Source organism: Pseudomonas sp. IT-P2 (assembly GCF_949767575.1).
GTDB lineage: Bacteria > Pseudomonadota > Gammaproteobacteria > Pseudomonadales > Pseudomonadaceae > Aquipseudomonas > Aquipseudomonas pharyngis.
Map to the genome: position 1 here is coordinate 303257 of NZ_CATKQA010000045.1, position 25909 is coordinate 329165.

General features: G+C 61.2%; 28 protein-coding genes. 9 read left to right on the forward strand and 19 right to left on the reverse strand.

Annotated features, from left to right (window positions below; translation table 11 throughout):
• Nucleotides 1-19 precede the first annotated feature (19 nt).
• Nucleotides 20-2164 carry a 3-hydroxyacyl-CoA dehydrogenase NAD-binding domain-containing protein gene (locus tag ACM6JM_RS23110; protein ID WP_134334373.1) on the reverse strand — a complete coding sequence of 715 codons (2145 nt, stop codon included), beginning with the start codon at nucleotides 2162-2164 and terminating at the stop codon, nucleotides 20-22.
• Between the two features lie 17 nt (nucleotides 2165-2181).
• Nucleotides 2182-3387 carry an acetyl-CoA C-acetyltransferase gene (locus ACM6JM_RS23115; protein WP_039769940.1) on the reverse strand — a complete coding sequence of 402 codons (1206 nt, stop codon included), beginning with the start codon at nucleotides 3385-3387 and terminating at the stop codon, nucleotides 2182-2184.
• Nucleotides 3388-4012: 625 nt separating this feature from the next.
• Between ACM6JM_RS23115 and ACM6JM_RS23120 the strand changes: the two genes are divergently transcribed.
• Complete coding sequence (locus tag ACM6JM_RS23120) at nucleotides 4013-4798, forward strand: c-type cytochrome (RefSeq protein ID WP_414882621.1); 786 nt, start codon at nucleotides 4013-4015, stop codon at nucleotides 4796-4798.
• Between the two features lie 14 nt (nucleotides 4799-4812).
• Here the strand turns inward: ACM6JM_RS23120 and ACM6JM_RS23125 are convergent, their stop codons facing one another.
• From ACM6JM_RS23125 to ACM6JM_RS23170, 10 genes are all read right to left on the reverse strand, one after another.
• Nucleotides 4813-5622: a transglutaminase family protein gene (locus ACM6JM_RS23125; RefSeq protein WP_085710657.1), complete on the reverse strand. Its 810-nt coding sequence runs from the start codon at nucleotides 5620-5622 to the stop codon at nucleotides 4813-4815.
• Nucleotides 5619-6569, reverse strand: a complete 951-nt coding sequence (locus ACM6JM_RS23130) for an alpha-E domain-containing protein (RefSeq protein ID WP_007959974.1) — start codon at nucleotides 6567-6569, stop codon at nucleotides 5619-5621. Before ACM6JM_RS23130 ends, ACM6JM_RS23125 begins: the two co-directional genes overlap by 4 nt.
• A 12-nt stretch (nucleotides 6570-6581) precedes the next feature.
• Nucleotides 6582-7991, reverse strand: coding sequence for a circularly permuted type 2 ATP-grasp protein (locus ACM6JM_RS23135; RefSeq protein ID WP_414882574.1), 1410 nt, complete (start codon nucleotides 7989-7991; stop codon nucleotides 6582-6584).
• Between the two features lie 478 nt (nucleotides 7992-8469).
• On the reverse strand, nucleotides 8470-8817 hold the full coding sequence (locus ACM6JM_RS23140) for a ribonuclease E inhibitor RraB (protein ID WP_007959978.1): 348 nt from the start codon (nucleotides 8815-8817) through the stop codon (nucleotides 8470-8472).
• 210 nt (nucleotides 8818-9027) lie between these two features.
• Nucleotides 9028-9261, reverse strand: coding sequence for a hypothetical protein (locus ACM6JM_RS23145; protein WP_074687606.1), 234 nt, complete (start codon nucleotides 9259-9261; stop codon nucleotides 9028-9030).
• Between the two features lie 156 nt (nucleotides 9262-9417).
• Nucleotides 9418-10293 carry a polyamine aminopropyltransferase gene (gene speE / locus ACM6JM_RS23150; RefSeq protein WP_085666674.1) on the reverse strand — a complete coding sequence of 292 codons (876 nt, stop codon included), beginning with the start codon at nucleotides 10291-10293 and terminating at the stop codon, nucleotides 9418-9420.
• 134 nt (nucleotides 10294-10427) lie between these two features.
• Entirely contained in the window at nucleotides 10428-10619 is a 192-nt protein-coding gene (locus ACM6JM_RS23155; RefSeq protein WP_007959984.1) for a PLDc N-terminal domain-containing protein, read from the reverse strand.
• A 71-nt stretch (nucleotides 10620-10690) separates the two neighbouring features.
• Nucleotides 10691-11221 (reverse strand): hypothetical protein, encoded by a 531-nt coding sequence (locus ACM6JM_RS23160; protein WP_134334369.1) that lies wholly within the window; start codon nucleotides 11219-11221, stop codon nucleotides 10691-10693.
• 90 nt (nucleotides 11222-11311) lie between these two features.
• Nucleotides 11312-11830, reverse strand: a complete 519-nt coding sequence (locus tag ACM6JM_RS23165) for an ankyrin repeat domain-containing protein (protein WP_039769928.1) — start codon at nucleotides 11828-11830, stop codon at nucleotides 11312-11314.
• A gap of 96 nt (nucleotides 11831-11926) precedes the next feature.
• Nucleotides 11927-13765 (reverse strand): long-chain-acyl-CoA synthetase, encoded by a 1839-nt coding sequence (locus ACM6JM_RS23170; RefSeq protein WP_414882575.1) that lies wholly within the window; start codon nucleotides 13763-13765, stop codon nucleotides 11927-11929.
• A gap of 389 nt (nucleotides 13766-14154) precedes the next feature.
• Between ACM6JM_RS23170 and ACM6JM_RS23175 the strand changes: the two genes are divergently transcribed.
• Nucleotides 14155-14433 carry a DUF3509 domain-containing protein gene (locus ACM6JM_RS23175; protein ID WP_039769924.1) on the forward strand — a complete coding sequence of 93 codons (279 nt, stop codon included), beginning with the start codon at nucleotides 14155-14157 and terminating at the stop codon, nucleotides 14431-14433.
• Nucleotides 14434-14511: 78 nt separating this feature from the next.
• On the opposite strand, the gene mtnC is transcribed toward ACM6JM_RS23175, so the two are convergent.
• The 5 genes from mtnC to aroC all read right to left on the reverse strand — a co-directional run bounded on the left by mtnC (nucleotide 14512) and on the right by aroC (nucleotide 18728).
• The gene (gene mtnC / locus ACM6JM_RS23180) at nucleotides 14512-15195 is read right to left on the reverse strand and encodes an acireductone synthase (protein WP_074687603.1); all 684 of its coding nucleotides are present in this window, start codon (nucleotides 15193-15195) and stop codon (nucleotides 14512-14514) included.
• A 4-nt stretch (nucleotides 15196-15199) separates the two neighbouring features.
• Nucleotides 15200-15745, reverse strand: coding sequence for a 1,2-dihydroxy-3-keto-5-methylthiopentene dioxygenase (locus tag ACM6JM_RS23185; protein ID WP_039770173.1), 546 nt, complete (start codon nucleotides 15743-15745; stop codon nucleotides 15200-15202).
• A 91-nt stretch (nucleotides 15746-15836) separates the two neighbouring features.
• Nucleotides 15837-16463 (reverse strand): methylthioribulose 1-phosphate dehydratase, encoded by a 627-nt coding sequence (locus ACM6JM_RS23190; RefSeq protein ID WP_007959997.1) that lies wholly within the window; start codon nucleotides 16461-16463, stop codon nucleotides 15837-15839.
• Complete coding sequence (locus tag ACM6JM_RS23195) at nucleotides 16460-17605, reverse strand: MFS transporter (protein WP_011333208.1); 1146 nt, start codon at nucleotides 17603-17605, stop codon at nucleotides 16460-16462. The genes ACM6JM_RS23190 and ACM6JM_RS23195 overlap by 4 nt, the downstream gene beginning before the upstream one ends.
• 31 nt (nucleotides 17606-17636) lie before the next feature.
• A complete protein-coding gene (aroC, locus tag ACM6JM_RS23200; protein WP_103387050.1) occupies nucleotides 17637-18728 on the reverse strand; it encodes a chorismate synthase in 1092 nt (363 codons plus the stop codon).
• A gap of 130 nt (nucleotides 18729-18858) precedes the next feature.
• Between aroC and ACM6JM_RS23205 the strand changes: the two genes are divergently transcribed.
• Both ACM6JM_RS23205 and ACM6JM_RS23210 read left to right on the forward strand, forming a co-directional pair.
• Nucleotides 18859-19812, forward strand: a complete 954-nt coding sequence (locus ACM6JM_RS23205; RefSeq protein WP_039769918.1) for an alpha/beta hydrolase — start codon at nucleotides 18859-18861, stop codon at nucleotides 19810-19812.
• Nucleotides 19813-19908: 96 nt separating this feature from the next.
• On the forward strand, nucleotides 19909-20700 hold the full coding sequence (locus ACM6JM_RS23210; RefSeq protein ID WP_039769917.1) for a hypothetical protein: 792 nt from the start codon (nucleotides 19909-19911) through the stop codon (nucleotides 20698-20700).
• A gap of 42 nt (nucleotides 20701-20742) precedes the next feature.
• On the opposite strand, the gene prmB is transcribed toward ACM6JM_RS23210, so the two are convergent.
• The gene (prmB, locus tag ACM6JM_RS23215) at nucleotides 20743-21651 is read right to left on the reverse strand and encodes a 50S ribosomal protein L3 N(5)-glutamine methyltransferase (protein ID WP_007960007.1); all 909 of its coding nucleotides are present in this window, start codon (nucleotides 21649-21651) and stop codon (nucleotides 20743-20745) included.
• 239 nt (nucleotides 21652-21890) lie between these two features.
• On the opposite strand from prmB, the gene ACM6JM_RS23220 reads away from it, so the two are divergent.
• From ACM6JM_RS23220 to ACM6JM_RS23240, 5 genes are all read left to right on the forward strand, one after another.
• A complete protein-coding gene (locus tag ACM6JM_RS23220; protein WP_011333204.1) occupies nucleotides 21891-22481 on the forward strand; it encodes a cysteine hydrolase family protein in 591 nt (196 codons plus the stop codon).
• 131 nt (nucleotides 22482-22612) lie between these two features.
• A complete protein-coding gene (locus ACM6JM_RS23225; RefSeq protein WP_007960009.1) occupies nucleotides 22613-22933 on the forward strand; it encodes a hypothetical protein in 321 nt (106 codons plus the stop codon).
• Nucleotides 22934-23006: 73 nt separating this feature from the next.
• Nucleotides 23007-23564: a Smr/MutS family protein gene (locus ACM6JM_RS23230; protein ID WP_039769915.1), complete on the forward strand. Its 558-nt coding sequence runs from the start codon at nucleotides 23007-23009 to the stop codon at nucleotides 23562-23564.
• A gap of 77 nt (nucleotides 23565-23641) precedes the next feature.
• Nucleotides 23642-24187, forward strand: coding sequence for a GTP cyclohydrolase I FolE (gene folE, locus ACM6JM_RS23235; RefSeq protein ID WP_003204506.1), 546 nt, complete (start codon nucleotides 23642-23644; stop codon nucleotides 24185-24187).
• 101 nt (nucleotides 24188-24288) lie between these two features.
• The gene (locus ACM6JM_RS23240) at nucleotides 24289-24660 is read left to right on the forward strand and encodes a glutaredoxin family protein (protein ID WP_064594616.1); all 372 of its coding nucleotides are present in this window, start codon (nucleotides 24289-24291) and stop codon (nucleotides 24658-24660) included.
• 32 nt (nucleotides 24661-24692) lie between these two features.
• Here ACM6JM_RS23240 and ACM6JM_RS23245 read toward each other — a convergent pair whose 3' ends face one another.
• A complete protein-coding gene (locus tag ACM6JM_RS23245; RefSeq protein WP_414882576.1) occupies nucleotides 24693-25859 on the reverse strand; it encodes a PLP-dependent aminotransferase family protein in 1167 nt (388 codons plus the stop codon).
• Nucleotides 25860-25909: the final 50 nt, after the last annotated feature.

Consider the following 25909-nt stretch of genomic DNA (forward strand, 5'->3'; position numbering starts at 1 on the left):
GAAATGCCTCCCCTCCCCGTTAGAACAACTCGCCTTTCGCGGCTTTTTCCAGCAGCAACGCAGGCGGTGCGAAACGCTCGCCGTACTGTTCCGCCAGGTACTGCGCCCGCGCGACGAAGTCCTTCACGCCATATTGATTGATGAACTGCAACGCGCCGCCCGTCCATGCCGCAAAACCGATGCCGAAGATCGAGCCGACATTGGCGTCCGCCGTCGACGTCAGCACGCCCTCCTCCACACAGCGCACGGTCTCGATGGCCTGCACGAACAGCAGTCGATCACGCACATCCTTGGGCGAAATCTGCCCGTCGGCTTTCTCGAAACGGGTTTTCAGCTCGGGCCACAAATGTTTCTGCCCACCCGCGGGGTACTCATAAAAACCGCCTCCCGCTGCCTTGCCCGGCCGCTTGTATTCGTTGAGCAGCAAGTCAATCACGGCGAACGCCGGGTGCTCAATCAGCGGTTTCCCTTCTGCCTGCAGGTCTTTGGCCGTTTGCTGACGGATATGGCTCATCAGGCTGAGGGAAACTTCGTCGGAGATCGCCAGCGGTCCGACAGGCATCCCGGCCTTGCGCGCTTCGGTCTCGATCATCGGCGCACTGACGCCCTCACCCAGCATGGCAATGCCTTCATTGGTAAAGGTGCCGAATACTCGAGAAGTAAAGAAACCGCGACTGTCGTTGACCACAATCGGGGTTTTCTTGATTTGCAGTACGAAATCGAACCCGCGTGCGAGGGTTTCGTCGCTGGTTTGCGCGCCTTTGATGATTTCCACCAGCGGCATCTTTTCCACCGGGCTGAAGAAGTGCAGGCCGATGAACTTGCTTTGATCCGGTACTGCGGTCGCCAACCCCGTGATGGGCAAGGTCGACGTGTTGGAAGCAATCACCGCGTCGGCGCCGACCACCTGCTGCGCTGCTGCCGAGACCTTGGCCTTGAGTTGACGATCCTCGAACACCGCCTCGATGATCAGATCGCAACCTGCCAGATCGGCGTCGCTTTCGGTCGGATGGATGCGCGCCAGCACCGCTTCACGCTGCTGCGCAGTCATCTGCCCGCGAGCGACTTTCTTGTCCAGCAATGCCGCCGAATGGGCTTTGCCCTTTTCCGCAGCCGCGAGGTTGATGTCTTTGAGCACCACGTCGATCCCGGCCGATGCGCTGACATAGGCGATCCCGGCGCCCATCATGCCCGCGCCGAGCACGCCCACGCGCTTCGTCACATAAGGCGCAAAACCCTGCGGCCGCGATCCGCCGGCGTTGATTTCATTGAGCTGGAACCAGAAGGTGCCAATCAGGTTTTTCGAGATCTGGCCGGTGGTCAGTTCGGTGAAATAACGGGTTTCGATCAGGTGCGCGGTGTCGAAATCCACCTGCGCGCCTTCCACCGCCGCACACAGAATCTTCTCCGGCGCCGGCAACGTGCCCTGGGTTTTGGTGCGCAGGATCGACGGCGCAATCGCCAGCATCTGCGCGACTTTCGGATTGGATGGCGTGCCGCCGGGAATCTGATAGCCCTTCACATCCCAACGCTGCACGGCCGCGGGATTGGCCAGAATCCAGGCCCGGGCCTTGGCCAGCAGCTCATCGCGATCCGCTGCCAGTTCATCAATCAGCCCCGCCTGCAACGCCTGCTGCGGACGGACTTTCTTGCCTTCAAGCAGATACGGCAAAGCCTTTTCGATGCCCAGCATGCGCACCATCCGCACCACGCCACCGCCGCCCGGCAACAGGCCGAGGGTCACTTCCGGCAAACCGAGCTGCACCGACGCATCGTCCAGTGCCACGCGGTGGTGGCAGGCCAGGCAGATTTCCCAGCCGCCGCCGAGCGCCGCGCCGTTGATCGCCGCGACCACCGGTTTGCCGAGGGTTTCCAGGGTGCGCAACTGGCCCTTGAGGGTCAGCACCATGTCATAGAAGGCCTTGGCTTCGGGCTTGCCGACCTTGATCAGTTCATTCAGGTCACCGCCGGCGAAGAAGGTTTTCTTGGCCGAGGTGATGATCACCCCGGCGATGTCATCTTTTTCCGCCTGCAAACGGGCGACGCTTTCGGCCATGGCTTCGCGGTACACCGCGTTCATGGTGTTGGCGCTCTGGCCCGGCATGTCGATGGTCAGGAGAACGATGCCGTCCTGGCCTTTTTCGTAACGAATGGCTTGGGTCATGACAGGATTCCTTGGGGTCAGAGGCGTTCGATGATGGTCGCGATGCCCATGCCGCCGCCGACGCACAGTGTCGCGAGGCCGTAGCGCAGGCGCCGGGCTTCCAGTTCATCGAGCAAGGTGCCGAGGATCGCGCAACCGGTGGCGCCCAGCGGGTGGCCCATGGCGATCGAGCCGCCATTGACGTTGACCTTGTCCGGGTCGACAGCCATGTCCTTGATGAACTTCAGCACCACCGAGGCGAACGCCTCGTTGACTTCAAACAAGTCGATGTCTTCCACCCGCAGCCCGGCCTTGGCCAACGCCTTGCGAGTGGCCGGCGCCGGGCCGGTGAGCATGATGGTCGGATCGGTGCTGGTGACCGCCGTGGCGACGATCCGCGCCCGGGGTTGCAGGCCCAACGCGCGGCCCTTGGCCTCGGAGCCGATCAACATCAGCGCCGCGCCGTCGACGATCCCCGAGCTGTTGCCCGGCGTGTGCACATGGTTAATCCGCTCGACATGGCTGTAGACCCGCAACGCCGTGGCGTCGAAGCCCATCTGGCCAATCATTTCGAAACTCGGCTTGAGCTTGCCCAGACCTTCAAGAGTCGACTCGGCGCGAATGAACTCATCGTGATCGAGCAGGATGATGCCGTTCTGGTCCTGCACCGGCACCAACGACTTGTTGAACGAACCGTCGGCCCGGGCACGGGCGGCTTTCTGTTGCGAATGCAGCGCGTAGGCATCGACGTCCTGGCGGCTGAAGCCTTCAAGGGTGGCGATCAGGTCGGCGCCAACGCCTTGTGGCGTGAAGTGGCTGTGCAGGTTGGTCTGCGGGTCCAGCGCCCAGGCGCCACCGTCGCTGCCCATCGGCACGCGGGACATGGACTCCACACCACCGACCACTACCAGATCCTCGAACCCGGAGCGCACTTTCATCGCCCCCAGGTTCACCGCTTCCAGCCCCGAGGCGCAGAAGCGGTTGATCTGCACACCCGCGACGCTGACGTCCCAATCGGCCACCTGCACGGCGGTCTTGGCGATGTCGGAGCCCTGATCGCCAATCGGCGTGACGCAACCGAGCACCACGTCATCGACCTGGCTGGTGTCCAGCGCGGTGCGCGCCTGCAAAGCGGTCAGCAGCCCGGCCACCAGGTTCACCGGTTTGACGCTGTGCAGCGAACCATCGGCCTTGCCCTTGCCACGGGGCGTGCGTAACGCGTCGAAAATCAAAGCTTGGGTCATGACGTCCTCGAACCTGTGCGGTGAGTGAAATTCGTGCTGTCACTGTTGTCTTCGCAGGCGACGGATTCAATGACCACAGCGCTCAATGACGTTGACGCGCACGCTCAGACGGACGGTCATCCATGGCTTGGTTAACCGGTTCAGGTGTGCGAGCTGTCTAGCAAACGGGCGGCAAAGAAGCTGGCAATGGGCCTCATGCCTTTTTAATCGCAACCGGTAGCAAGTACATACGAAATGGATCTAAGCGAAGCGTGACGCGGGCCCTAAGGTGAAGATGTACGTTGTTGTCGTCGGGTTTTGCCGAGGCAGACGTTCTTCAACAGGAAGTGCAGCGCTTGCCATCATGGATATGCAGGCAGGCATCAGGAAATAACAAAAAAGGCGGTCAAGCCATGTTCAAACAACCAAAAGTACGGCAAGCAGGGCTCATTCTTTTCGCCACGACGCTGTTGTTGATTCTGCCGAACCTGACCAAGGTCCTCGGCTGACTCAAGCGGCAGGTATTGTTTATCGCCACTGAAAATGTGACTGGCCCGCTATCCGGGCCAGCGTGGCTGTGCCAACCTTTGCGCACTTCCACGACACGGACGGCGATCATTTGAAAACGCTCATTCTGTTCGGGGCCATGCTGCTGAGCATGCCCCTGACTGCCGCGCAGCTGAACCTGGAGCTGGGCGCGAACAGCCGCACCTGGCAGACCGAGGAGTTGCTCAAGCATCCTCAGGTACAAACCCTCACGATCAAGAATGATGTGTCCTACAAGAAGGACATGACTTATCGGGCCGTGCCGATTGCCGCGCTGCTGACCGGCATCAAACCGGACGATCACCTGCAAGCCGTAGCGCTGGACGGTTTTGCCGCTGAGCTGTCTGCGGCTCCATTACTAAAAACCCAAGGCTCACGCGCCTGGCTGGCCATCGAAGATCCGGCGCAGCCCTGGCCGCCGCTGTCGGAAGGCAAGCACAGCGCCGGGCCGTTTTATCTGGTGTGGACCGATCCGCAGGCCGGCAATATCAGCCCGGAACAATGGCCATTCGAAGTGGCGAGCATCAAGCGCATGGCACCGGTGGCCGAACGCTTCCCTGCCCTGTTGCCGGCCCCTGCGTTGAAGGCCGATGACCCGGTGAATCAGGGTTTCGCGCTGTTCCAGAAGAATTGTCTGGCGTGCCATCGCCTGAATGGCGCGGGCGATGCGCAGTTTGGGCCGGATCTGAATATCCCGTACAACCCGACCGAGTACTTCGGCGCGGACTTCCTCAAGCGCTACATCCGCGATCCGCAGAGTCTGCGTCAGTGGCCGCAGGCGAAGATGCCGGGGTTTAACGCCGAGGTGTTGCCGGATGCGGATCTGCAGAAACTGATCGGGTATTTGCAGCACATGGCCGGGCGCAAGGTTGCGCCCGCCAAGTAAACCGACCACATCGTTTACTGCTGCTGCACCGAGATGATTGGCGCTGGTGTCGGCGACACCAGCACTTTCGCGTGCATCTGCTCTGACCCGCCGCCCCGGCGCATGCCGCGCACCGGACAGGCATCCAGATAATCCAGACCCACCGCCAGTTTCAGGTGCCGCTCCGGCCGCGCCAGTTCATTGGTCACGTCAAAGCTGTACCAGGCGTCATCGATCCAGGCTTCGGCCCAGGCGTGACTGGCCAGATGCTCGCAATCCTCGCTGTACAGATAACCCGACACATAACGTGACGGCACGCCAAGGCTGCGCGCGCAGGCCAGAAACGCATGGGCGTGATCCTGGCAAACACCCGCTCGCCCGGCAAACGCTTCGGCGGCGCTGGTGTCGACTTCGGTGGAACCCGGCTTGTAAGTCATGTGCTGGTTCAAACCGTGCATCAGATCGATCAATGCGTTGCGGTCACGTCGTTGCTTGCAGGACTTCTCGGCAAACGCCCGCAATGCCTCGTCAGCCTCGGTCAGCCGGGTGAACCGCAGGAACGGCAGCGCCGACTGACTCTCGTGCTCCGCCTCGCGCAATTCGTCGATATCAACCTGCCCCCGGGCGCCGATGATGATCGCTTCGTGGGGCTCGTCCATGGTCAGGACGTGCAGGATGTTGCCGAACGGATCGAGCTGGGCGCGCACCGGGCGCGGCAGGTCAAGCTGCCAGCTCAGCACGTGCTGACGCTCGCTGTCGTGGGGTGTCAGGCGCAGGTACTGGATGCTCGCGCGCACCTGATCTTCGTAGTGATAGGTGGTCTCGTGGCTGATGGAAAGTCTCATGCGGCCTCCAGGTAGGAACTGTGAATGGCGTTGCCCAACTGGCGCACCAGCGGGATGAATTCGGTGAGCCAGGCGTGCAACCCTTCCTCAAGGATTTCTTGAATACCGGTGTAGCGCAGACGCGCGTCCATTTCCGCCGCCAGTCGTTGCGCGGGACGACCGTTGGCCCCAGGCAACTGCGCCAGAATCTGGTCGATTTCTTCGGTGCAGGCCCGCAGCGAACGCGGCACATCCGCACGCAACAAAAGAAGCTCGGCCACATGCCGGGCGCCCGGCGCATCGCGATAGATCTCGGTATAGGCCTCGAACGATGACAAGGCCCGCAACAGCGCACTCCACTGGTAATAGGCGTGAGCGGTGCCGTCACTGACGGCTTCCGCCTGATCGCCTGCCATTTCGTAACGCGCATCGAGCAGACGCAACGTGTTGTCAGCGCGTTCGATAAACGTACCCAGGCGAATGAAACGAAACGCGTCGTTGCGCATGATGGTGCCGTAGGACGCGCCCCGAAACAGGTGCGAACGCTCCTTGATCCACTCGCAGAAACGGCTCATGCCGTAGCGACTGAGGCCCTGATTGGCGATCCCGCGGATCTCCAGCCAGGTGGCGTTGATGTTCTCCCACATGTCAGCGGTGATTCGTCCTCGCACCGCATGGGCGCTGGCCCGTGCCGCACCTAGGCAGCTGTAGATGCTTGCCGGGTTGGCCGCGTCGAGGGCGAAGAAGTGCAGCAGTCGCTCGGCATGCAACTCGCCGTGGCGTTCCAGGTAATCGTCCAGCGTGCCGGTGATCAACAGCGGCATCGCCAGTTCGTGCAGACCGTCGCCACGGCCGTCCTGCGGCATCAGCGACAGCGAATAGCTGACATCGAGCATCCGTGCGAGGTTTTCCGCCCGCTCCAGGTAACGCGACATCCAGTACAGATCCGAGGCAGTTCTACTTAACATGGCAGGCTTCCTTCAATCCTCGACCACCCAGGTGTCCTTGGTTCCGCCGCCCTGGGATGAATTCACCACCAGAGAGCCTTCACGCAGGGCGACACGGGTCAAACCGCCGGGCACGACCCGGGTTTCGCGGCCGGACAATACGAACGGGCGCAGGTCGATATGGCGCGGCGCAATGCCGTTTTCGACAAAGGTCGGACAGGTCGACAGTGACAGCGTCGGTTGCGCGATGTACGCGTGGGGCTTGGCCTTGATCCGCTCGCGGAACGCATCGATTTCCGCGTTCGTCGCCGCCGGCCCCACGAGCATTCCGTAACCGCCGGAGCCCTGGGTTTCCTTGACCACCAGATCCGCAAGATTGGCCAGTACATGGGAAAGCTCGGACGGGTTGCGGCATTGCCAGGTCGGCACGTTCTTCAGGATCGGTTCTTCGTCGAGGTAGAAACGGATCATCTCGGTAACGAACGGGTACACCGATTTGTCGTCCGCCACGCCGGTGCCGATGGCATTGGCAAGCACCACGTTGCCGGAGCGATACGACGACAGCAGTCCCGGCACGCCGAGCATCGAATCCGGGCGGAACGCCAGCGGGTCGAGGAACGCGTCGTCGAGCCGGCGGTAGATCACGTCCACCGCTTTCGGTCCGTCGGTGGTGCGCATGAAGACCTTGTCGTCGCGCACGAACAGGTCCGCGCCCTCCACCAGTTCCACGCCCATTTCCCGGGCGAGAAACGCATGCTCGAAAAACGCGCTGTTGAAGCGTCCCGGTGTCAGCACCACCACACTCGGGTCGTCGATGGGGCTTGAGCTTTTCAGGGTGTCGAGCAGCAGGTTCGGGTAATGATCGATGGGCGCGATGCGCTGGGCCGCGAACAGCTCGGGGAACAGGCGCATCATCATCTTGCGGTCTTCGAGCATGTAGCTCACGCCGCTCGGCGTGCGCAGGTTGTCCTCGAGCACGTAATACGTGCCGTCGCCGTCGCGCACCAGATCGACGCCGGAGATGTGCGAATAGATATCGCGGTGCAGATCCAGCCCCTGCATCGCCAACTGGTATTGCTCGTTGGCCAGCACCTGCTCGGCGGGAATGATCCCGGCCTTGATGATGCGTTGCTCGTGGTAAAGATCGGCGAGGAACATGTTCAACGCCTTGACCCGCTGGATGCAGCCGCGCTCGACGATCCGCCACTCGCTGGCAGGAATGCTGCGCGGAATGGTGTCGAAGGGAATCAGGCGTTCTGTCCCTTGCTCGTCCCCGTAGAGCGTGAAGGTGATCCCGGCGCGATGGAACAGCAGATCGGCCTCGCGTCGCCGCTGGGCCAGCAGCTCGTCAGGTGTCTCGGCCAGCCAGCGGGCAAACTCCCGGTAATGCGGGCGGATCTGGCCGCCGGCATCGTACATCTCATCAAAATAGGTGCGGATCATGCCGTACTCCTTGTCACTCCGGACATACAGGCCTTCGCAAGGCCCGTGCCATCGGCATAAACGCTTTGATTTCAATCGGTTGGATATTCACGCCACACGCGCCGCACCATTCCTGTGCGGCAAATGCTCCAACCTGATCGCCCCCGCTTCATTGCGACGCAATCCCGTCGCCTATCACCAGCATAGTCAGAGTTGATTTCACTGCCCGCAGGCCACTGCGGATAATCCGCGCATCCGCTGCAAAAACGTCGCTGACGAAGTACGCAGCCTCACTGATCCGGCTTGCCTCGGCAGCCCTCCCGGCCGTAACCCTGACCGGTTTCCTCTCCTTCCGGTCTTCCCTTTCAGCCACCTTTTCAGGTGGCTTTTTTTTTGCACCGGTTTCTTGTTTCAGGGTTTTGCCATGCGCTTTCGGGGCCGTAGAAACGACAACGGCCGACCCGAAGGTCAGCCGTAGCTCGACGTGTTGCGAGAGTGATCAGTTCAAACGATGCCGGTTGCGGATCTCCTGTTTCACGCCCCAGCCTTCGATGATGCCGCCCAAGGGCTCGACCACCGCCGAGAAGCCCTGCTCGAAATCGCCAATGTCGTCGTAGGTTGCGTACATCACCTTGCTCAATTCCAGAGACCAGGCGCCGTCGTCGCGCGCACTGACCTGGGCATTGATGGATTCACCGCGAAATTTGCCTGCCGCCCTGCGCGCCCGCTCCTCGTCCGGGAAAATGGCGTAGAACTCGATGGGATGGAATCGGGAAAAATCGAAACCGCCTTCTTTCATGCGGCGCAGCACGCTGCTGCTGATGTCTTCTTGATAGGCTGTGCTCATGAATCGTCCCCCTCGCATAGATGGATAGACTTTCCGTATTCCCTGCACTGGCCCACTGGGCCCGGGTGCTTACGGCAACCGCGTTGCCGGCGGGAAACAAGCATGTAGCTGACAAGACCAGACCTTAGCGATCCGTTCGCTGATCTCGCTTGCAGAGTAGCCCCAAGATAGAGCCGCTGCCAAGGCCTGGTACATGAAGAAAATGAAGATTCAGATTGGGGTGATGCTGCGGATTTCGATGCTGTTCTGGGTTTTCAGGCTTTTTACGCCGGCATCGGCGGTGCGTCCTTCCAGATCGTTCAGGTCAAGCTCGGCGGCGACTGGCAGGAATCGTTCCTTGATGAGGCGGGCTGCCCGTTCATGGCTGGGGCATTCCTCGCACTCGAAGACTTCGTCGATCGTTTCACCATGATCGTCCACGAAAGTGACTTTCCACTTTGACATCGGAGCCTCCTCGATCAAACCCGCAAATGGGCTTACACCTATCTCGACTTTTGTCAGGATTGATCGTTCAAAAGGTTTACACCGATGCAACATGAAAAAAGCCCAGGCCGGTGTGTTTTCGCACACCGGCCTCGGCTTTTTCTGACCCGCGAACGATCAGTCGTTGCTTGGCTTGTTCACCGCTTGCAGCACGTACTGCGGCAAGGCGAAAGCACCGATGTGGATTTCCGGGTTGTAGTAGCGGGTGACGATGCCGCTGCCGATGAAGCGCTGTTGCAGCACTTCGCGGGTCAGCTTGCGGTAGGCCGGGTTGGTCGAGCCCCAGGCGAAGGTCATCGAACCGCCGATGTAGGTCGGCACGGCCGCCTGATAGAAGTGCCAGTCCGGGAACAGGCTGCGCAGGCGCCCGGCAGTGGTTTTCACTTCTTCGATCTGCATGAACGGCGTGCCGTTCTGGGTCACGAGGATGCCGCCCTCGTTCAGGCAGCGGTGGCAGGCCTGGTAGAAGTTTTCCGAGAACAGTACTTCGCCCGGGCCGATCGGGTCGGTGGAGTCGGAAATGATCACGTCGAATTTTTCGGTGGTGGTGGCGACGAAGCGCATGCCGTCGTCGATCACCAGGTTCAGGCGTGGATCGTCGTAGGCGCCCTTGGAGTGGTTCGGTAGAAACTCTTTGCACATGTCGACCACGGTGCCGTCGATCTCGACCATGGTGATGTGCTCGACGCTGGCGTGTTTGGTCACTTCGCGCAGCATGCCGCCGTCGCCGCCGCCGATGATCAGCACACGCTTGGCGGTGCCGTGGGCGAGGATCGGCACGTGGGTGAGCATTTCGTGGTAGATGAACTCATCGGCTTCGGTGGTCTGGATCACGCCGTCCAGCGCCATCACCCGGCCCATGCGCGGGTTCTGGAAGATCACCAGGTGCTGGTGTTCGGTGCGCACTTCGTGCAGCAGTTTTTCCATGCGAAAACGCTGGCCGTAGCCTTCGTAGAGGGTTTCCAGGTATTCGCTGGTCTTGGTGACGGTCATGGTGAAGTGCTCCGATGAATGCGCGGGCGCCAATCGTCAGGTTCGATTGCCCGGGAAAGGCGCGCATTCTACGTTGCCGAAGATGACAGGTCGAACCTCAGTTCATCGGTCCGACCCGATCAGGGTGCGAACGGTCAGATCCGCACGTTGCCCCGCGGCCCGGCAATCGCCCAGATGATCAGGCCCAGCACCGGCAGGAGGATGATCAGCAGCACCCAGAGGATTTTCATCCCGGTCTCGGCGCCGCTTTTCAGCACATTGATGATCGCCCAGATGTCGAGCGCAAGAATGATCAGGCCGACCAGGCCGTTGAACGTGGAACCCATGGTGTCGCTCCAGAATAGTGGCATGCACTTTTAGGATAGACGGTCGCGCTCAGGGTTCCCTTTTATTGCGTTCAGACGTGAACGGCGACCTTCAAGGCTTCCAGCGACGGCGCGGCGGCGATGCCAACTTCGTCGCACAGTTCCAGCACACGCGACACATCGTTGCCGTAGACCAGCACCACTTGCAGCTCGTCGTCGAGCAACTGGCTGAAGTTCATCAACGTGTAACCGCCGTTTTCCTTGTTCAGGCTGCTCATCTGCACCTGGATGCGGTTGAGCGCGGTCAGGGCCTCGGTCTTGGCCAGTTGCTTGGGCTTGAGGTTGAACTCCACGCCCGGACCGAACGAGGCAACGATCTGCGCGAACAGGTCGGCGTAGGTGTCAGCCTGGAACAGCACGGTCTCCGGCAGGCTGCCGACCACGACCCACTCGCCCAGCGGAATCGGGAAAGTCTCGTCGTAGTTAATGTCCGGGTTGGCGGTCAGAAAAGCGTCGGCATCGGCGTAGGCCTGCGCCGCTTCGTCAGCGACCTTCAGGATCTCGTCTTCGCCCATGCAGCCGGAGCTGATTTTGCTGATGAGTTCGGCGAGTGCGGCTTTCATGGGGGCGGATCCTGTGGCGAAGGGAATTTTGAGGGCGCGAAGGATAGCGCATTCTCGCCTTCGCCACAGAGCGGGTTCCGGCCAGCGGCCTCAGCCCAGCAGTTTTTCCAGCTGCGCGGTGGTGTCCACGGCGCCCATGGTGCGGGCCGCGTCCAGCGCGGTGACACCATTGGCATCCTTGGCTTTCGGGTCGGCGCCCTGGTCGATCAAGTAGTCGACGATTTCAACCCGGTTGAACATCGCCGCCATCATCAGCGCCGTGCGGCCATCGAAGGAGGCGCCTTCAATCTGCGCCCCGCCCTCGACCAGGGCCTTGACCACGGCCAGATCACCCTTGAACGCCGCGCCGGCAATCGGGCTCTGGCCGTTGCCATTGCGTTGTTCCGGGTCGGCCTTGTGCTTTAGCAGCACTTGCACCGCGTCCACGTGACCGTAATAGCTGGCGAGCATCAGCAGGGTGTCGCCCTTGCTGTTGGTCAGGTTCACCGGCAGACCGGCAGTGATCAGGCGATCGAGCATCACCGCATCGCCCTCGCGCGCCTTGTTGAACACCTGTTCAGTGAATTCGGCTGCTTCCTCGGGGGTCATCTGGCGGCTTTGGTCAGACATGGTTCACTCCACTTTCGGTCAATCGGAAAGCCGACAGTTTCCCGAGCGCAGCGATAGCTGTCATCCCCTTTTTTCCAAGACCGCCGATAGCCAATATCAATAGCGGTACTTGCCTGCCCGGATGTCGGCAAGAATTTCATCCGTGACCTGCACGTAGGTTTCGCTCCCCGGCAGCCAGGCGTAAATCGGATCATCCGCCGTCAGGCCGGGGTCGAAGCCTTCGTTTTTCAGGCGGGTTTTCTGGTATTTGAAGGTGCCGGTGGTTTCCATCTTCACCTTGACCCGCAGGAACAGCGGCACCGCATAGGCCGGCATGCGCTGGCGGGCGAAGGCCAGCAATTCGGCAAAATCCAGGGTCGCCAGCGACTCGGCCGGGGTGATCGCCGCCATCCCGGCGCGACCGTTGGTATTGGGGATTTCCACACCATAGGCCACCGCTTCGGAAATATGCGGATGCTGGAGCAGCAGGTTTTCGACCTCGGTGGTCGAGACGTTCTCGCCCTTCCAGCGGTAGGTGTCGCCGAGACGGTCGACAAACTGTGCGTGGCCGAAACCGATGTTGCGCAGCAGATCGCCGGTGTTGAAGAAGCGATCGCCCTTGGTGAACACGTCCTGTAGCACGACTTTCGCGGTTTTCTGTGGATCGGTGTAGCCGTCCAGCGGCGCCTTGTCGTCGATCCGCGCCAGCAGCAGGCCCCGCTCGCCCCGACCGACCTTGCGCATGAATCCGTCATCGCCGCGAATCGGCTCGCCGCTGTCCTGGTCATAGGCGACCAGTTCCCAGGCCATCAGCGAGAAACCGATGGTGTTGTCGAAATTGAGGATGTTGGTGAAACCGATATTGCCGTCGCTGGCCGCGTACAGCTCGCAAATGTGATCCACGCCGAAACGGGTCTTGAACTCGGCCCACGCGCCGGGCCGCAGGCCGTTGCCGATCATCTTGCGCACATCATGACGACTGTCGTCGGCACTGAGCGGCTGATCCACCAGATACCGGCACAACTCACCGACGTAACCGATGGTGGTGGCGCGGTAGCGGCGCACATCGCTCCAGAACTGGCGGGCGCTGAACTTGCGGCGAATGGCGAAACCCGAGGCGCCATTGACCGCCGAACCCCAACACACGCAAAGCCCGGTGGCGTGGTACAGCGGCAAGGTGCAATAGACGATGTCGTCGGGGCGCATGTCGAGGGCGATCATGCCGAAGCTCGCCGAACTGCGCATCCAGCGTCCGTGCTTGAACACGCCGGCTTTCGGCAAACCGGTGGTGCCGGAGGTGTAGATATAGAAACAGGGGTCGTCGAAGAAAATCTGCCGGCTGCTGGCCGGGTTGTCGCCCGAGGCGTCGGCGCTGGCGCTGATCAGGTTGATGTAGCCCTCGGGCGCGATGCCCGGATGGCTGAAGGTATCCTGATCGGCGACGAACCAGGCGCGCACTGCCGGGATCGACACTTGCTCGCGTACCGCCGCAAACGCCGGCAACAACTCTTCACCGACGACAATCGCCGCCGGCATTACCAGATTGATGCTGTGGATCAGCGTATCGCGGGTCTGCGAGGTATTGAGCAGCGCACTGACGGCGCCCACTTTGGCCAGGGCCAGAATCGTCACCAGCAATTCCGGGCGGTTCTCGATGAACACCGCCACCACATCGCCTTTACCGATGCCCTGCCCGATCAGATAGTGGGCGATGCGGTTGGCCCACTGGTTGACCTGTGAATAACTCAGCACCACCTCACCCGACAGCAGCGCGGGGCCCTCGGGATTGCGCAGAGTCGCTTGCTCGAAAGTCCAGCCCAGGCCACAGGTTTGGGTCGGATCCTTGACGTTGGCCACCTTCATGCCTTTCACCACCCGAGGGATGGCTTTGGCAATCATCGGCAGCTTGCGGAGCATCATGCCCCAGGTAATCGTGTCGCTAGGCGCGTGGCGCATGGCAGCTCCCGTTCGACCTTGACGCGCAGGCCGGATTTTTATTGTCGGGCAATCGGGTGAGGCAACCGGCGCTTCTCGAGCGAGGGTCGAGGCCGAAAATACGTCAGGGCTTCTCAGGCTGTACACGCGGTTTTTGCAATGTTTTGTATCCGCCAGGGGCTGCAACGCACAGCGGGATTCCGGCCGGAGATATTGGTTCCATCGGATCGACAGTGATCCCGCAAAATGCAGGATGCACGATGGCCATTCATGCAGATTGCACGACAGACGAAACGACCTAATTTTATAACTTACTGATTTACAACGATTTTTATAAACAGAAATACTGGCACAATCGCTGCAACTCCCTATACATGCTTGCCATTCAAGTGCATACGGAGCTGAAAGACATGAACCTGATCCAAGAAAAATTTACCTCCCTGTTCTCCAACTTCGCCGTCACCACCCAGCCACGTCCCGATGGCGGGATTCTGCTGACGCTGAAGAGTGCCGACGGCAAAGTGTTCAAGCGTGCGCTCACCTATCAGCAATTGCATACCGGCGACCAACTGTCGTGGGCGATCAGCGCGATCCGTCGTGATCTGGCAGAACAAGCCAGCGAGCTGCCGCAGATCGGCATGCTGCAAAGCCAGCAGCGTTTCGCCCTGCCGACTTATCACTCGATGTAATTCGAACACCGTATAAACAGACAGGCCGTGGAGCTTTCGCTTCACGGCCTGTTTTTTTTGCGCGTCGATTGGGTGAACTCAGAACGCTTCCGGTTCGATCCCGGTAAAACTGTCGACGGTCACATGCCCTGCCAACTCCCCGCCTTCACGGGCCAGCCCGCAGGTTTGCAGGCCGGCGGCCTGGGCCGCATCGAGTTCCTGCACGATATCGGACAGGAACAGGATCTCCTGCGGTTCGACACCGATGGCCCGCTGGATATTGCTGTACGACTGCGCTTCGCGCTTCGGCCCAGAGGTCGTGTCGAAATAGCCGCTGAACAGCGGCGTCAGATCCCCTGCTTCCGAGCAGCCGAAAATCAGCTTCTGCGCCTGGATCGAACCGGATGAATACACAAACAGTTGATAACCGGCCTGATGCCAGCGCTGCAGCGCTTCAACGGCATCCGGATAAACATGGCCTTTCAACTGCCCGGCCTGATAGCCCTGTTCCCAGACCATGCCCTGCAACGCTTTCAGCGGCGTGGCCTTGCGGTCTTCGGCAATCCACGCCAGCAGAATTTCCACGACCCGCTCGACGTCAGCCTGCGGTTCGTTGCTGTCGCGGCGCACGGCGTCCAGTTGTTCGGCAACGTCGGCGCGCTGAGCGTTCTGGCGAACGAAGTCCGGCAGATGTTTCGCCGCATACGGGAACAGCACGTCGAACACAAAACTCACCGCGCTGGTGGTGCCTTCGATGTCGGTGAGAATGACCTTGATCGACATCGGCTCAGTCCTCCAGACGCGGGAAGCGGCCGGCGATGTCTTCGCCGGTGAAGTTGGCGACCCAGCCTTCAGGGTTGTTGAACAGGCGGATCGCCACGAAATGCGGGTTCTCGCCCATGTCAAACCAGTGTTTGGTGCCGGCCGGCACCGAAATCAGGTCGTTCTTCTCGCACAGCACGGCGTAGACGTAATCATCGATGTGCAGGGTAAACAGGCCACGGCCGGCGACGAAGAAGCGTACTTCGTCTTCGCCATGGCGATGTTCTTCGAGGAACTTGGCGCGCAATTCGGCTTTTTGCGGGTGGTCGCTGTTGAGGCTGATCACGTCGACCGTGATGTAACCGCGCTCGGTCATCAGTTTGTCGATCTGCTCTTTATAGGCACCGATCACTTCTTCCTGGCTGGCGCCGGGCTGGATCTTCGCGGCGGCTTGCCAGCGGTCGAAGCGCACGCCCTGCTCGGCCAGGGTCGAGGCGATGTCTTCGAAATGGGTCAGCACCTTGTTCGGAATCTCGGGGCTGGAAACGTGATAGACGGACAGGCTGCTCATGGGGCATTCCTCGGTTTCGGCCTTGCCGTCCGGTTCTTCGAGACCGGTCGGGCACTGCATTCATCAGGCAAATAGGCTGGTTCCGGTGAAGTCAGCCTTGGCGGTTCATGACGCTGCGGGTCTTCAACTCGCATTCAAACAGGAATTCAAAGGCCTCGATCTGGCGCAACGCGTCGCTCATCTGCGCGCCCCAGGTATAGAGGCCGTGACCGCGAATCAGATAACCCACGCAATCGGGATGGGCGTCGAGCCAAGGCTGCACCTTGGCGGCGAGGCGCGCAATGTCCTGATCGTTGTCGAAGATCGGCACGCGCACCCGGGACTCGTGGGTCGAAATGCCGCTGAAGGCTTTTTGCAGTTCGTAGTCTTCGAACTCGATGAAATCTTGCGGCGTCAGGCGCGACAGCACCGTGGCGTTCACCGAGTGGGTGTGCAGCACCGCGCCGATTTCCGGACGCCAGCTGTAGAGCTGGGTGTGCAGCAGGGTTTCGGCGGACGGTTTTTTGCCGGGCTCAAGACTGTTGCCGGACAGGTCGGTGGCGAGCACGTCGTCCAGGCCCAACTGGCCCTTGTGCTTGCCCGACACGGTCAGCAGCGCTTCGCTTGGCGACAGGCGCGTCGAGTAATTGCTGCTGGTGGCCGGCGACCAGCCGCGACCATAAAGAAAACGCCCGGCGTCGACAATTTGCTGGGCAAGCTGTTCACGGGTTAGGCTCATGGCCTGTCCTCTTGCATTCGAATGGCAATGATAACGGCAGCGGCGAGCGCTGCGAGACTGGCAATACTAAAGGTCAATGTCGCGCCGAGGGCATTCCAGCTGTAACCGGAATACAAAGCGCCGAGCGCACCGCCGGTGCCGGCCAGCGCGGCATACAACGCCTGGCCCTGCCCTTGCTGGCGCGCGCCGAAGCTACGTTGCACGAACGCGATGGCAGCCGCATGAAAGCTGCCGAACGTCGCCGCGTGCAGCACCTGGGCAAACAGCAAGACCCACAGGAACTCGGCGAACGAACCTAGCAGCAACCAGCGCAGCGCCGCCAGCAGAAAACTCGCCATCAGCACCCGCCGCAGGGAAAAACGCGCGAGGATCCGGCTCATGGCCATGAACATCAGCACTTCCGCCACCACGCCGACCGCCCAGAGCATGCCGATCACGCCACGGCTGTAGCCCAGTCGCTCGAGGTGCAGGGTCAAAAACGTGTAATACGGCCCGTGGCTCATCTGCATCAGCGCCACGCAACCGTAGAACGCCAACACCCCAGGATTGCGCAACTGCTTGAGAAAGCCCTCGCCTGTCGGCCGGTTGCCCTGAGGTGGCTGCGCATTCGGCACCCACAGGCTGCTGAGGACGATGCCGGCCATGATCAACACCAGCGCCGCCGGGTAGATATCGAGGCTGAGCCACTCGAACAGGCGACCGAGGGCGACCACGGTGATGATGAAACCGATCGAGCCCCACAGGCGAATCTGACTGTAGCGGGAGGTCTGGCCCTGCAAATGCGCGAGGGTGATGACTTCGAACTGCGGCAGCACCGCGTGCCAGAAGAACGCATGCAAGGCCATGACCATCGCCAGCCAGGCGTAGGTCTTGCTGACGAAAATCAATGAGAACGTCAGCAGCGTGCACACCGCGCCAAAGCGCACGATGGCCAGGCGCCTGCCGGTGTAATCGCCGAGCCAGCCCCAGATGTTCGGCGCCACGCAGCGCATCAGCATTGGGATCGCCACCAGCTCGCCGATCCGAGCGGCACTGAAACCGAGGTGATCGAAGTACAGCGCCAGAAACGGCGCCGTCGAACCGAGCAAGGCGAAATAGAACAGATAGAAACTGGACAGCCGCCAGTACGGGAGCGCCGCCACGCTCAGACCGCAGCGGCAGTGAGTTGACCCATCAGAGCTGGCCCAGCACCGGGGTGCTCACGCGCACATCGGCATTCTGGCCACGGTGACGCAGCAGGTGATCCATCAGCACGATGGCCATCATCGCCTCGGCAATCGGCGTGGCGCGGATGCCGACGCACGGATCGTGACGGCCCTTGGTGATCACGTCGACCGGATTGCCGTCGATGTCGATCGAACGGCCCGGGGTGGTGATGCTCGAAGTCGGCTTCAACGCCAGGTGCGCAACGATCGGCTGACCCGAGGAGATCCCGCCGAGAATGCCGCCGGCGTTGTTGCTGAGGAAGCCTTCCGGAGCCATTTCATCGCGGTGCTCGGTGCCACGCTGGGCGACGCAGGCGAAACCGGCGCCGATTTCCACACCTTTGACCGCGTTGATGCTCATCAGCGCATGGGCCAGTTCGGCGTCGAGACGGTCGAAGATCGGCTCGCCCAGGCCCGGCATCACGCCTTCGGCAACCACGGTGATCCTGGCGCCGACGGAGTCTTGATCGCGGCGCAACTGGTCCATGTAGGCTTCCAGCTCCGGCACTTTGTCGGGGTCCGGGCTGAAGAAGGCGTTCTGCTCGACCGATTCCCAGGTCTTGAACGGGATTTCGATCGGGCCGAGCTGGCTCATGTAGCCGCGAATGACGATGCCCTGGCTGGCCAGGTATTTCTTGGCGATGGCGCCGGCCGCCACGCGCATGGCGGTTTCCCGCGCGGAGCTGCGACCGCCGCCGCGGTAGTCGCGCTCGCCGTATTTGTGGTGGTAGGTGTAGTCGGCGTGGGCCGGGCGGAACAGGTCCTTGATCGCCGAGTAGTCCTTGGACTTCTGGTCGGTGTTGCGGATCAGCAGGCCGATGGAGCAACCGGTGGTGCGGCCCTCGAACACGCCGGAGAGGATTTCGACTTCGTCGGCTTCCTGGCGCTGGGTGGTGTGGCGGCTGGTGCCCGGCTTGCGACGGTCAAGGTCGCGTTGCAGGTCTTCAAGGGAAATCTCCAGGCCCGGCGGGCAGCCGTCGACAATGGCGACCAACGCCGGACCATGGCTTTCGCCCGCGGTGGTGACAGTGAACAGCTTGCCGTAGGTATTGCCGGACATGCAGGACGCTCCGTGAAATCGAACCCAGATTCGTGATGCGCGCCAGTATACGCAGGCTAACCGAGTAGTTCATCCTCGAACCTTAGCGGTGTGGGTGAGTCCAACCGGCACCTTGGCAAATGATGGCGTGATGATGCTGCGAGTTTTGATCTTGAGCCTTTCCCTGTTTACCGGCTTCGTCCAGGCGACTGTCCTGCAACGACCGGTCACGTTGACGACTGACAACGGCGAACTTTTCGGTTCGCTGTTGCTGCCGAAATCCGACAACCCCGTGCCGGTTGTCCTGATCCTTTCTGGCTCGGGTCCTACCGATCGTGACGGAAACAACCCCGACGGCGGACGCAATGACAGCCTCAAGCGACTGGCCTGGGTGCTGGCCAAGCACAATATCGCCAGTGTGCGCTTCGACAAGCGCGGTGTGGCCGCCAGCCTGGCGGCGACTCCGGACGAGCGAAACCTGTCGGTGGAAGCCTACGTGGCGGACGCCGTGGCCTGGGGTCAGAAGCTGAAAGCCGATCCGCGCTTCGGTCCATTGATTTTGCTGGGCCACAGCGAAGGTGCATTGATCGCCAGCCTGGCGGCGCCGAAGGTGGACGCCGCTGCGGTGATCTCTCTCTCTGGCACAGCCCGGCCCATTGATCAGGTGCTGCGCCGGCAACTGGCCCGCAGCCTCCCTCCTCCTTTGATGCTGCGCAGCAACGAATTGCTCGACAGCCTCAAGGCCGGGCGCACCGACGACAATGTGCCGGCGCCGTTGCAGGTGATTTTCCGTCCGAGTGTGCAGCCGTATCTGATTTCGCTGTTCCGTCAGGATCCGGCGGCGGCCTTCGCTCAACTGCAAATGCCGGCGCTGATCGTGCAAGGCAGCAACGATATTCAGGTCCAGGTCGATGATGCGAAATTGCTCAAGGCCGCCAAACCGGATGCGCAACTGGCGCTGATCGAAGGCATGAACCACGTGTTGCGCATCGTGCCCAATGACGTGAAGCGGCAACTGGCCTCCTACAAGGACCCGAATTTGCCCTTGGCGGCGGAACTGGGGACACGCGTGCTTGAGTTTATTGACGGACTTCGCACCCGTTGAGCTCTTTTACCCTCTAGTCCTGTAGAAAACGGCCGATAAGCCTTTGTCGCCAGCGTACTGGCTGGCGGCAAGCAGCTTGGACAGGATCTCGCCGTTATGACTGATACCCAGACTTCAACCGACACCACCGCTGAAAAAGACGCACCGCCAGCGGTCGAGCTGCCATGGGCGGATGTCCACGTCGAGCACCACAAGATGCTCCGCCTGGCGCCGTTGCAGACCGACCGCAATACCGGCGGGCGGCCACTGCGCTTCGTTGAATTCGGTTACGCCGAGCGCAACGGCAAAGAACACAGCCTGATGCGCATGGCGATCAAGTTGCCCGCTCAGCGCGTGCGTAAAGAACAGAATCACCTGGACGTGTGGGTCGATCACACGACCAAACGCGTGCACTTCGGCCCGGACAGCGGTTTGCAGATCGAACCTATGAACCGTGGCATCGGCCGTTTCATGGCTGCCCAGGGCATCAACTGGGCGAAAAAACGCTGGCCCACCTACACCGTCGACGGCATGGACTTGAACAACAAGGACGCGCTGAACGAAGACACTCGCCTGCGCCGCGATCACTTTCTGCGGGTGCACGGCTTTGATGTGGTTTACGCCGACGCCCAGCATTTGAAGGGCAGCGTCAAGGAAGTAAAGGTCGGTGACTTGCTGGGCGACTGGAACAGCGAAAAGCTGCAGATCGTCGAAATTCTCGAAGCTGCGCAAATGCTGCAGCAGGCCGAGCAGAATCTGGCCGAGCAGGAAGTGAAGCTGAAGAAGCAGGAAGACAAGGTCAGCAAGTTCAAACGTGAAGACGCCGGGTTGCGTTTCACCATTACCTGTCTGGTGGCGTTTGCGGTGTTTCAGGCCGGGTTGCTGATCTGGATTGCAACGCACCGCTAAGACCATGATCGTTCCCACCGAGGTGGGAACGATCGGTTCAGGTCAGACGCGGGAAGCGAACAGTGCCTGATGGGCGCGGCACTGTTCGGCGGTCAGCATGAACACGCCATGCCCGCCGCGCTCGAACTCCAGCCAGGCGAAATCGACTTCCGGGTACAGCGCCTCGACGTGGACCTGGCTGTTGCCCACCTCGACAATCAATAAACCCTTCTCGGTCAGGTGATCCGCCGCTTCGGCGAGCATCCGGCGCACCAGGTTCAAACCATCGTCGCCGCAAGCCAGACCGAGTTCCGGCTCGTGCTGATATTCGTCCGGCATGTCGGCGAAATCTTCCGCATCGACGTAGGGCGGGTTCGACACGATCAGGTCGAAACGTTGACCCGGCAGACCATCGAAACCATCGCCCTGCACCGTGAACACCCGCTCATCGACGCCATGACGCTCGATGTTCTGGTTCGCCACTTCCAGCGCTTCGAACGACAGATCCGCCAGCACCACTTCGGCGTTCTGGAACTCGTAGGCGCACGCGATGCCGATGCAACCGGAGCCGGTGCACAGGTCGAGAATGCGCGCAGGTTCGTCGCCGATCCATGGGGCAAAACGGTTTTCGATCAGTTCGCCAATCGGCGAGCGCGGGATCAGCACACGCTCATCGACGATGAACGACATGCCGCAGAACCAGGCTTCGCCCAGCAGGTAAGCGGTCGGAATGCGCTCTTCGATGCGGCGCTTGAGCAGGCGCTGAAGATTGACCAGCTCATCGTCCTCCAGCGCGCAATCCAGATAGCTGTCGGCGATTTCCCACGGCAGGTGCAAGGCACCGAGCACTAGCTGCCGGGCTTCGTCCCAGGCATTGTCGGTGCCATGGCCGAAAAACAGATCCTCCCCATGGAAGCGGCTGACGGCCCAACGAATGTGGTCGCGCAGGGTACGAAGTCGGGAAGTGATCACGGGGCAGAACTCCAGAAAAAACGACTGGCGATTCTAGCAGCCAAAACGCGCCGCGACGACGCAGGAAAGATTCCGGGGCGACGGTAGGACTCTTCCGATTTTCCCCTCGGCTATTGAACAGATCGTGTAACTTGACAAGGCTGCAGGCCAGCAACGACGGTGTCTACGATGGTAGCGATTCACAGAACCGCTCAGCCAGAGGACAATGTCGCAAAAGCCCCACCCGAAGGAGCCCCAGAATGTCCGTTCCAAAAACGATGTTTCAACTCAGCGGTCGCGGTTACGCAGCGGCCACGTTGAGCCATGCCACCGTGGTCATCATCGATGCCCAGAAAGAGTACCTCAGCGGCCCGCTGGCCCTGAGCGGCATGGACGCGGCTGTCGCGAACATCAAACAACTGGTTGCCGCCGCCCGCGCGGCCGGCCGGCCGATCGTGCACGTGCGCCACCTCGGCACCGTCGGCGGTCTGTTCGACCCGCAGGGCGAACGCGGCGAGTTCATCCCCGGCCTGGAACCCCAGGGCGATGAAACCATCATCGGCAAGTTGCTGCCGAGCGCCTTTCACGGCACCGAACTCTACGATCGTCTGCAAACCATCGGCTCGCTGGACTTGATCGTCTGCGGTTTCATGAGCCATTCCAGCGTCAGCACCACCGTGCGCGCGGCGAAGAACCTGGGTTTCCGCTGCACCCTCGTCGAAGATGCCTGTGCCACCCGCGATCTGCCATTCAAGGGCCGCGTGCTCAGCGCCGAACAGGTGCAGGAAGCGGAAATGGCGATCATGGCTGACAACTTCGCTACCCTCGCCCTGACCCAGGATCTGATCTGATCTTCCGTAAATGAGCGGCTCAGCCCGCCGCTCATCTGCAAAAACCTCGCATTTGCTTCAATTACCCTAGCCTCAGGAACAACCCGGTCAACTCCCGGTCGAAGGGCCGATACCCATTGAGGAAGGTCGGAATGAAGTTATCCGATGGATTTGACGCACGCCGCTTGCGGCCCAAAGGCCAAAGCAACTGGCGATTTCGATTCGGCGCGGCGATCGCGGCCATACTGGCGACGTTCGGCGTGCTGCTGGCGATGGCCGGGGCCGCCAGCCTGCTGGGGCGCCCACCGGCGCTCGGCGACCTGAACGCAACACCGCTCGGCTCGGCGATCATTCTCGCAGTCGGCCTGCTGTTCCTGTATTTCGGCGTGGCCCTGTGGCGTCGTTGCCGGCGTCGCGCACGGCAATCGCGGGAATTGAACATGTCCCCGCACCTGATGAAAAAACACGATTGATCGACGGCCTGGCTTTTTGCCGGGCCGTTTTGTGTCTGTTTGGGTAAACTGGCCGCCCTTCGCGGAGGCTGACATGCAAGACGACGATTTTTCCCTGTTCAAAAGTGCGATCCAAGGCGTCAAGCCGATCAAGCACGACCGCGCCGACACCGGCAAACCCAAGGCTGACCGAGACCGGATCGCCAAGCTGCGCCAGTCCGCCACCGTGCGCACCGACACCACCACCGTTGACGGCCTGTCCGATCAGTTCGTGATTGACGTAGGTCCCGAAGACGAGCTGATGTGGGCCCGCGACGGCGTGCAGGAAAGCCAGATGCGCAAGCTCAAGATCGGGCAGATCCCGTTCGAAGGCAGCCTCGACCTGCACGGCATGAGCGTAGAAAAAGCCCGCGAAACCCTCTGGGCGTTTCTCGCCGAAGCGACCAAATTCGAAATCCGCTGCGTGCGCGTTACTCACGGCAAGGCTGTGCGCCTGGACGGCAAGCGGCCGATGATCAAAAGCCACGTCAACACCTGGCTGCGCCAGCATGCGCAAGTGCTGGGTTTCTGCTCGTGCCAGGCTAAACATGGCGGCGCCGGCGCCGTGTATGTGATGCTCAAACGCACCATGATGGAAGGCCGCGACGAATAATCCCGTCACACCGAACTTGCAGGGTCGTGTCCGCCACCGTACCCTTGCCCTTTGCGAAAATCCCCACAGGTAGTTTCATGTCCCTGGAACAGAATTACACCGCGATTCTCGGCCAACTGGGCGAGGACGTCTCCCGCGAGGGCCTGCTCGACACGCCAAAGCGTGCCGCCAAAGCCATGCAGTACCTCTGCCGCGGTTATGAACAGACGCTCGAAGAGGTCACCAACGGTGCCCTGTTCAGCTCCGACAACAGCGAAATGGTGCTGGTCAAGGACATCGAGCTGTACTCGTTGTGCGAACACCACCTGCTGCCGTTCATCGGCAAGGCCCACGTCGCGTACATCCCGAGCGGCAAAGTGTTGGGCCTGTCGAAGGTCGCGCGGATCGTCGACATGTACGCCCGTCGCCTGCAGATTCAGGAAAACCTCAGCCGCCAGATCGCCGATGCGGTCCAGCAGGTCACCGGCGCGCTGGGCGTGGCCGTGGTGATCGAGGCCAAGCACATGTGCATGATGATGCGCGGTGTGGAGAAACAGAATTCGTCGATGATCACTTCGGTGATGCTCGGTGAGTTCCGTGAAAACGCGGCGACCCGCAGCGAGTTTCTCAGCCTGATCAAGTAATGCGTGACAGAAAAAACCGGCGTTGATCGCCGGTTTTTTTTCGTCCGTGAAAAATCGGGTAAGCTGCGCGCCTTCTTCAATGTCCCTGTGAGGCTTGTAACGTGTTCGTCAAAGCGCTTCGTGTCGGCCTCGGCCAACTGATCATCTTCGTGGACTTTCTGACCCGCCCGGGCAAGAAGCAGCGCCCCGCCGCTGCCCAGGCTCAGGTTGATGCCGCCGCCAGGAACCTGACCCTGTATCAGTTCCACGCCTGCCCGTTCTGCGTGAAGACCCGCCGCAGCCTGCGTCGCCTGAACGTTCCGGTGGCCCTGAAGGATGCGAAGAACAACGAGCAGGATCGCCAGACCCTGCTGGAACAGGGCGGCAAGATCAAAGTGCCGTGCCTGCGCATCGAAGAGAACGGCCAGACCACCTGGATGTATGAGTCCAACACGATCATCGAATATCTGAACCAGCGGTTCGCCGCGGTCTGAACCAAAAAAAAACCGGCCTGAGGCCGGTTTTTTTATGCCGCCTGCGCGGCCTGGGCCTGGCGCACCACCGCTGCCAGGCGTTTGAGCCCTTCGTCCAGGCGGGCCGGGTCGATGTGACTGAAGTTCAGGCGCAGATGCCCGGGATTGCGATCCGGCTCGGGGAAGAACGGCTCCCCGGGCATGAACGCCACATCGTTGGCCAGCGCGGTGTTCAGCAACGTGCGGGTGTCCAGCGGTTGCTTCAGAGTCAGCCAGAAAAACAGCCCGCCCTGCGGCGTGTTCCAGTCCGCCAGATCGGCGAAATGGGTTTCCAGCGCCGCTTGAAAGGCGTCGCGGCGCTGACGGTAGAAGCCGCGCAATTCACTCAAGTGCTGCTGATATTTCTCACTGCCGATCCACTGCAATGCCTGCCACTGTCCGATGCGGTTGGTGTGCAGATCCGCCGACTGCTTGAGTTTGAGCAGATGCGGGAACAGATCCGGGCTGGCGATCAGGTAGCCGACACGCAGGCCCGGCAACAGGGTTTTCGACACGGTGCCGGTGTAGATCCAGCTGGATTTCTTCAGGCGTCCGGCAATCGGCTGGGCGCTGCCGCCGTCGAAGGTCAGCTCGCGGTAGGGCTCGTCTTCGATCAGGGTCACGCCGAATTCGTCGAGCAATGCCGCAACGGCCGCGCGTTTGGCTTCGCTGTAGCGCACAGCGGACGGGTTCTGGAAGGTCGGAATCAAATAGATGAACGCCGGGCGGTGCTGCTCCACACGCTGACGCAATTGCGCAAGGTTCGGACCGTCAGCCTCCAGCGGCACGGTCAGGCAATCGGCGCCGAACAGCTGGAAAATCTGCAACGCCGCCAGATACGTTGGCGCTTCAAGCAGGATTTCGGTGCCCTTATCGATGTACAGCTTGGCCGCCAGGTCCAGAGTCTGCTGGGAACCACTGACCACCAGCACCTGGCTCGCCTCACACGGCAAACCCAGCGCCCTCGCCTCTGCTGCCAGCGCTTCGCGCAATGCCGGCTCGCCTTCGCTCATGCCGTACTGGCCGAGAGATAGCGGCATGTCGGCCCACTCTACCTTCGGCAGCATCGCTTCGGCAGGCAGCCCGCCGGCGAAAGACATGACCTCCGGGCGCTGGGCCGCGGCAAGGATTTCACGGATCAGAGAACTTTTGAGGCGCGAGACACGTTCGGAAAAAGCCATGGAAGTCACCGCTAGCGAGGCATGGGAAATATGAGTCAAACTTGTTGACT

Bases quoted from the DNA above. Each gene is read 5' to 3' on its own strand.
- ACM6JM_RS23185 (WP_039770173.1), bottom strand. From the start codon at position 15,745: ATGAGCAGCCTGTCCGTCTATCACGTTTCCAGCCCCGAGATTCCGAAC.
- ACM6JM_RS23125 (WP_085710657.1), bottom strand. From the start codon at position 5,622: ATGAGACTTTCCATCAGCCACGAGACCACCTATCACTACGAAGATCAG.
- ACM6JM_RS23130 (WP_007959974.1), bottom strand. From the start codon at position 6,569: ATGTTAAGTAGAACTGCCTCGGATCTGTACTGGATGTCGCGTTACCTG.
- ACM6JM_RS23220 (WP_011333204.1), top strand. From the start codon at position 21,891: ATGTCCGTTCCAAAAACGATGTTTCAACTCAGCGGTCGCGGTTACGCA.
- speE (WP_085666674.1), bottom strand. From the start codon at position 10,293: ATGACCGTCACCAAGACCAGCGAATACCTGGAAACCCTCTACGAAGGC.
- ACM6JM_RS23225 (WP_007960009.1), top strand. From the start codon at position 22,613: ATGAAGTTATCCGATGGATTTGACGCACGCCGCTTGCGGCCCAAAGGC.
- ACM6JM_RS23155 (WP_007959984.1), bottom strand. From the start codon at position 10,619: ATGGGTTCCACGTTCAACGGCCTGGTCGGCCTGATCATTCTTGCGCTC.
- ACM6JM_RS23120 (WP_414882621.1), top strand. From the start codon at position 4,013: ATGCTGCTGAGCATGCCCCTGACTGCCGCGCAGCTGAACCTGGAGCTG.
- ACM6JM_RS23175 (WP_039769924.1), top strand. From the start codon at position 14,155: ATGAACCTGATCCAAGAAAAATTTACCTCCCTGTTCTCCAACTTCGCC.
- mtnC (WP_074687603.1), bottom strand. From the start codon at position 15,195: ATGTCGATCAAGGTCATTCTCACCGACATCGAAGGCACCACCAGCGCG.
- folE (WP_003204506.1), top strand. From the start codon at position 23,642: ATGTCCCTGGAACAGAATTACACCGCGATTCTCGGCCAACTGGGCGAG.
- ACM6JM_RS23140 (WP_007959978.1), bottom strand. From the start codon at position 8,817: ATGAGCACAGCCTATCAAGAAGACATCAGCAGCAGCGTGCTGCGCCGC.
- ACM6JM_RS23160 (WP_134334369.1), bottom strand. From the start codon at position 11,221: ATGAAAGCCGCACTCGCCGAACTCATCAGCAAAATCAGCTCCGGCTGC.
- ACM6JM_RS23205 (WP_039769918.1), top strand. From the start codon at position 18,859: ATGATGCTGCGAGTTTTGATCTTGAGCCTTTCCCTGTTTACCGGCTTC.
- ACM6JM_RS23230 (WP_039769915.1), top strand. From the start codon at position 23,007: ATGCAAGACGACGATTTTTCCCTGTTCAAAAGTGCGATCCAAGGCGTC.
- aroC (WP_103387050.1), bottom strand. From the start codon at position 18,728: ATGTCCGGCAATACCTACGGCAAGCTGTTCACTGTCACCACCGCGGGC.
- ACM6JM_RS23110 (WP_134334373.1), bottom strand. From the start codon at position 2,164: ATGACCCAAGCCATTCGTTACGAAAAAGGCCAGGACGGCATCGTTCTC.
- ACM6JM_RS23245 (WP_414882576.1), bottom strand. From the start codon at position 25,859: ATGGCTTTTTCCGAACGTGTCTCGCGCCTCAAAAGTTCTCTGATCCGT.
- ACM6JM_RS23210 (WP_039769917.1), top strand. From the start codon at position 19,909: ATGACTGATACCCAGACTTCAACCGACACCACCGCTGAAAAAGACGCA.
- ACM6JM_RS23170 (WP_414882575.1), bottom strand. From the start codon at position 13,765: ATGCGCCACGCGCCTAGCGACACGATTACCTGGGGCATGATGCTCCGC.
- ACM6JM_RS23165 (WP_039769928.1), bottom strand. From the start codon at position 11,830: ATGTCTGACCAAAGCCGCCAGATGACCCCCGAGGAAGCAGCCGAATTC.
- ACM6JM_RS23190 (WP_007959997.1), bottom strand. From the start codon at position 16,463: ATGAGCCTAACCCGTGAACAGCTTGCCCAGCAAATTGTCGACGCCGGG.
- ACM6JM_RS23115 (WP_039769940.1), bottom strand. From the start codon at position 3,387: ATGACCCAAGCTTTGATTTTCGACGCGTTACGCACGCCCCGTGGCAAG.
- ACM6JM_RS23135 (WP_414882574.1), bottom strand. From the start codon at position 7,991: ATGATCCGCACCTATTTTGATGAGATGTACGATGCCGGCGGCCAGATC.
- ACM6JM_RS23145 (WP_074687606.1), bottom strand. From the start codon at position 9,261: ATGTCAAAGTGGAAAGTCACTTTCGTGGACGATCATGGTGAAACGATC.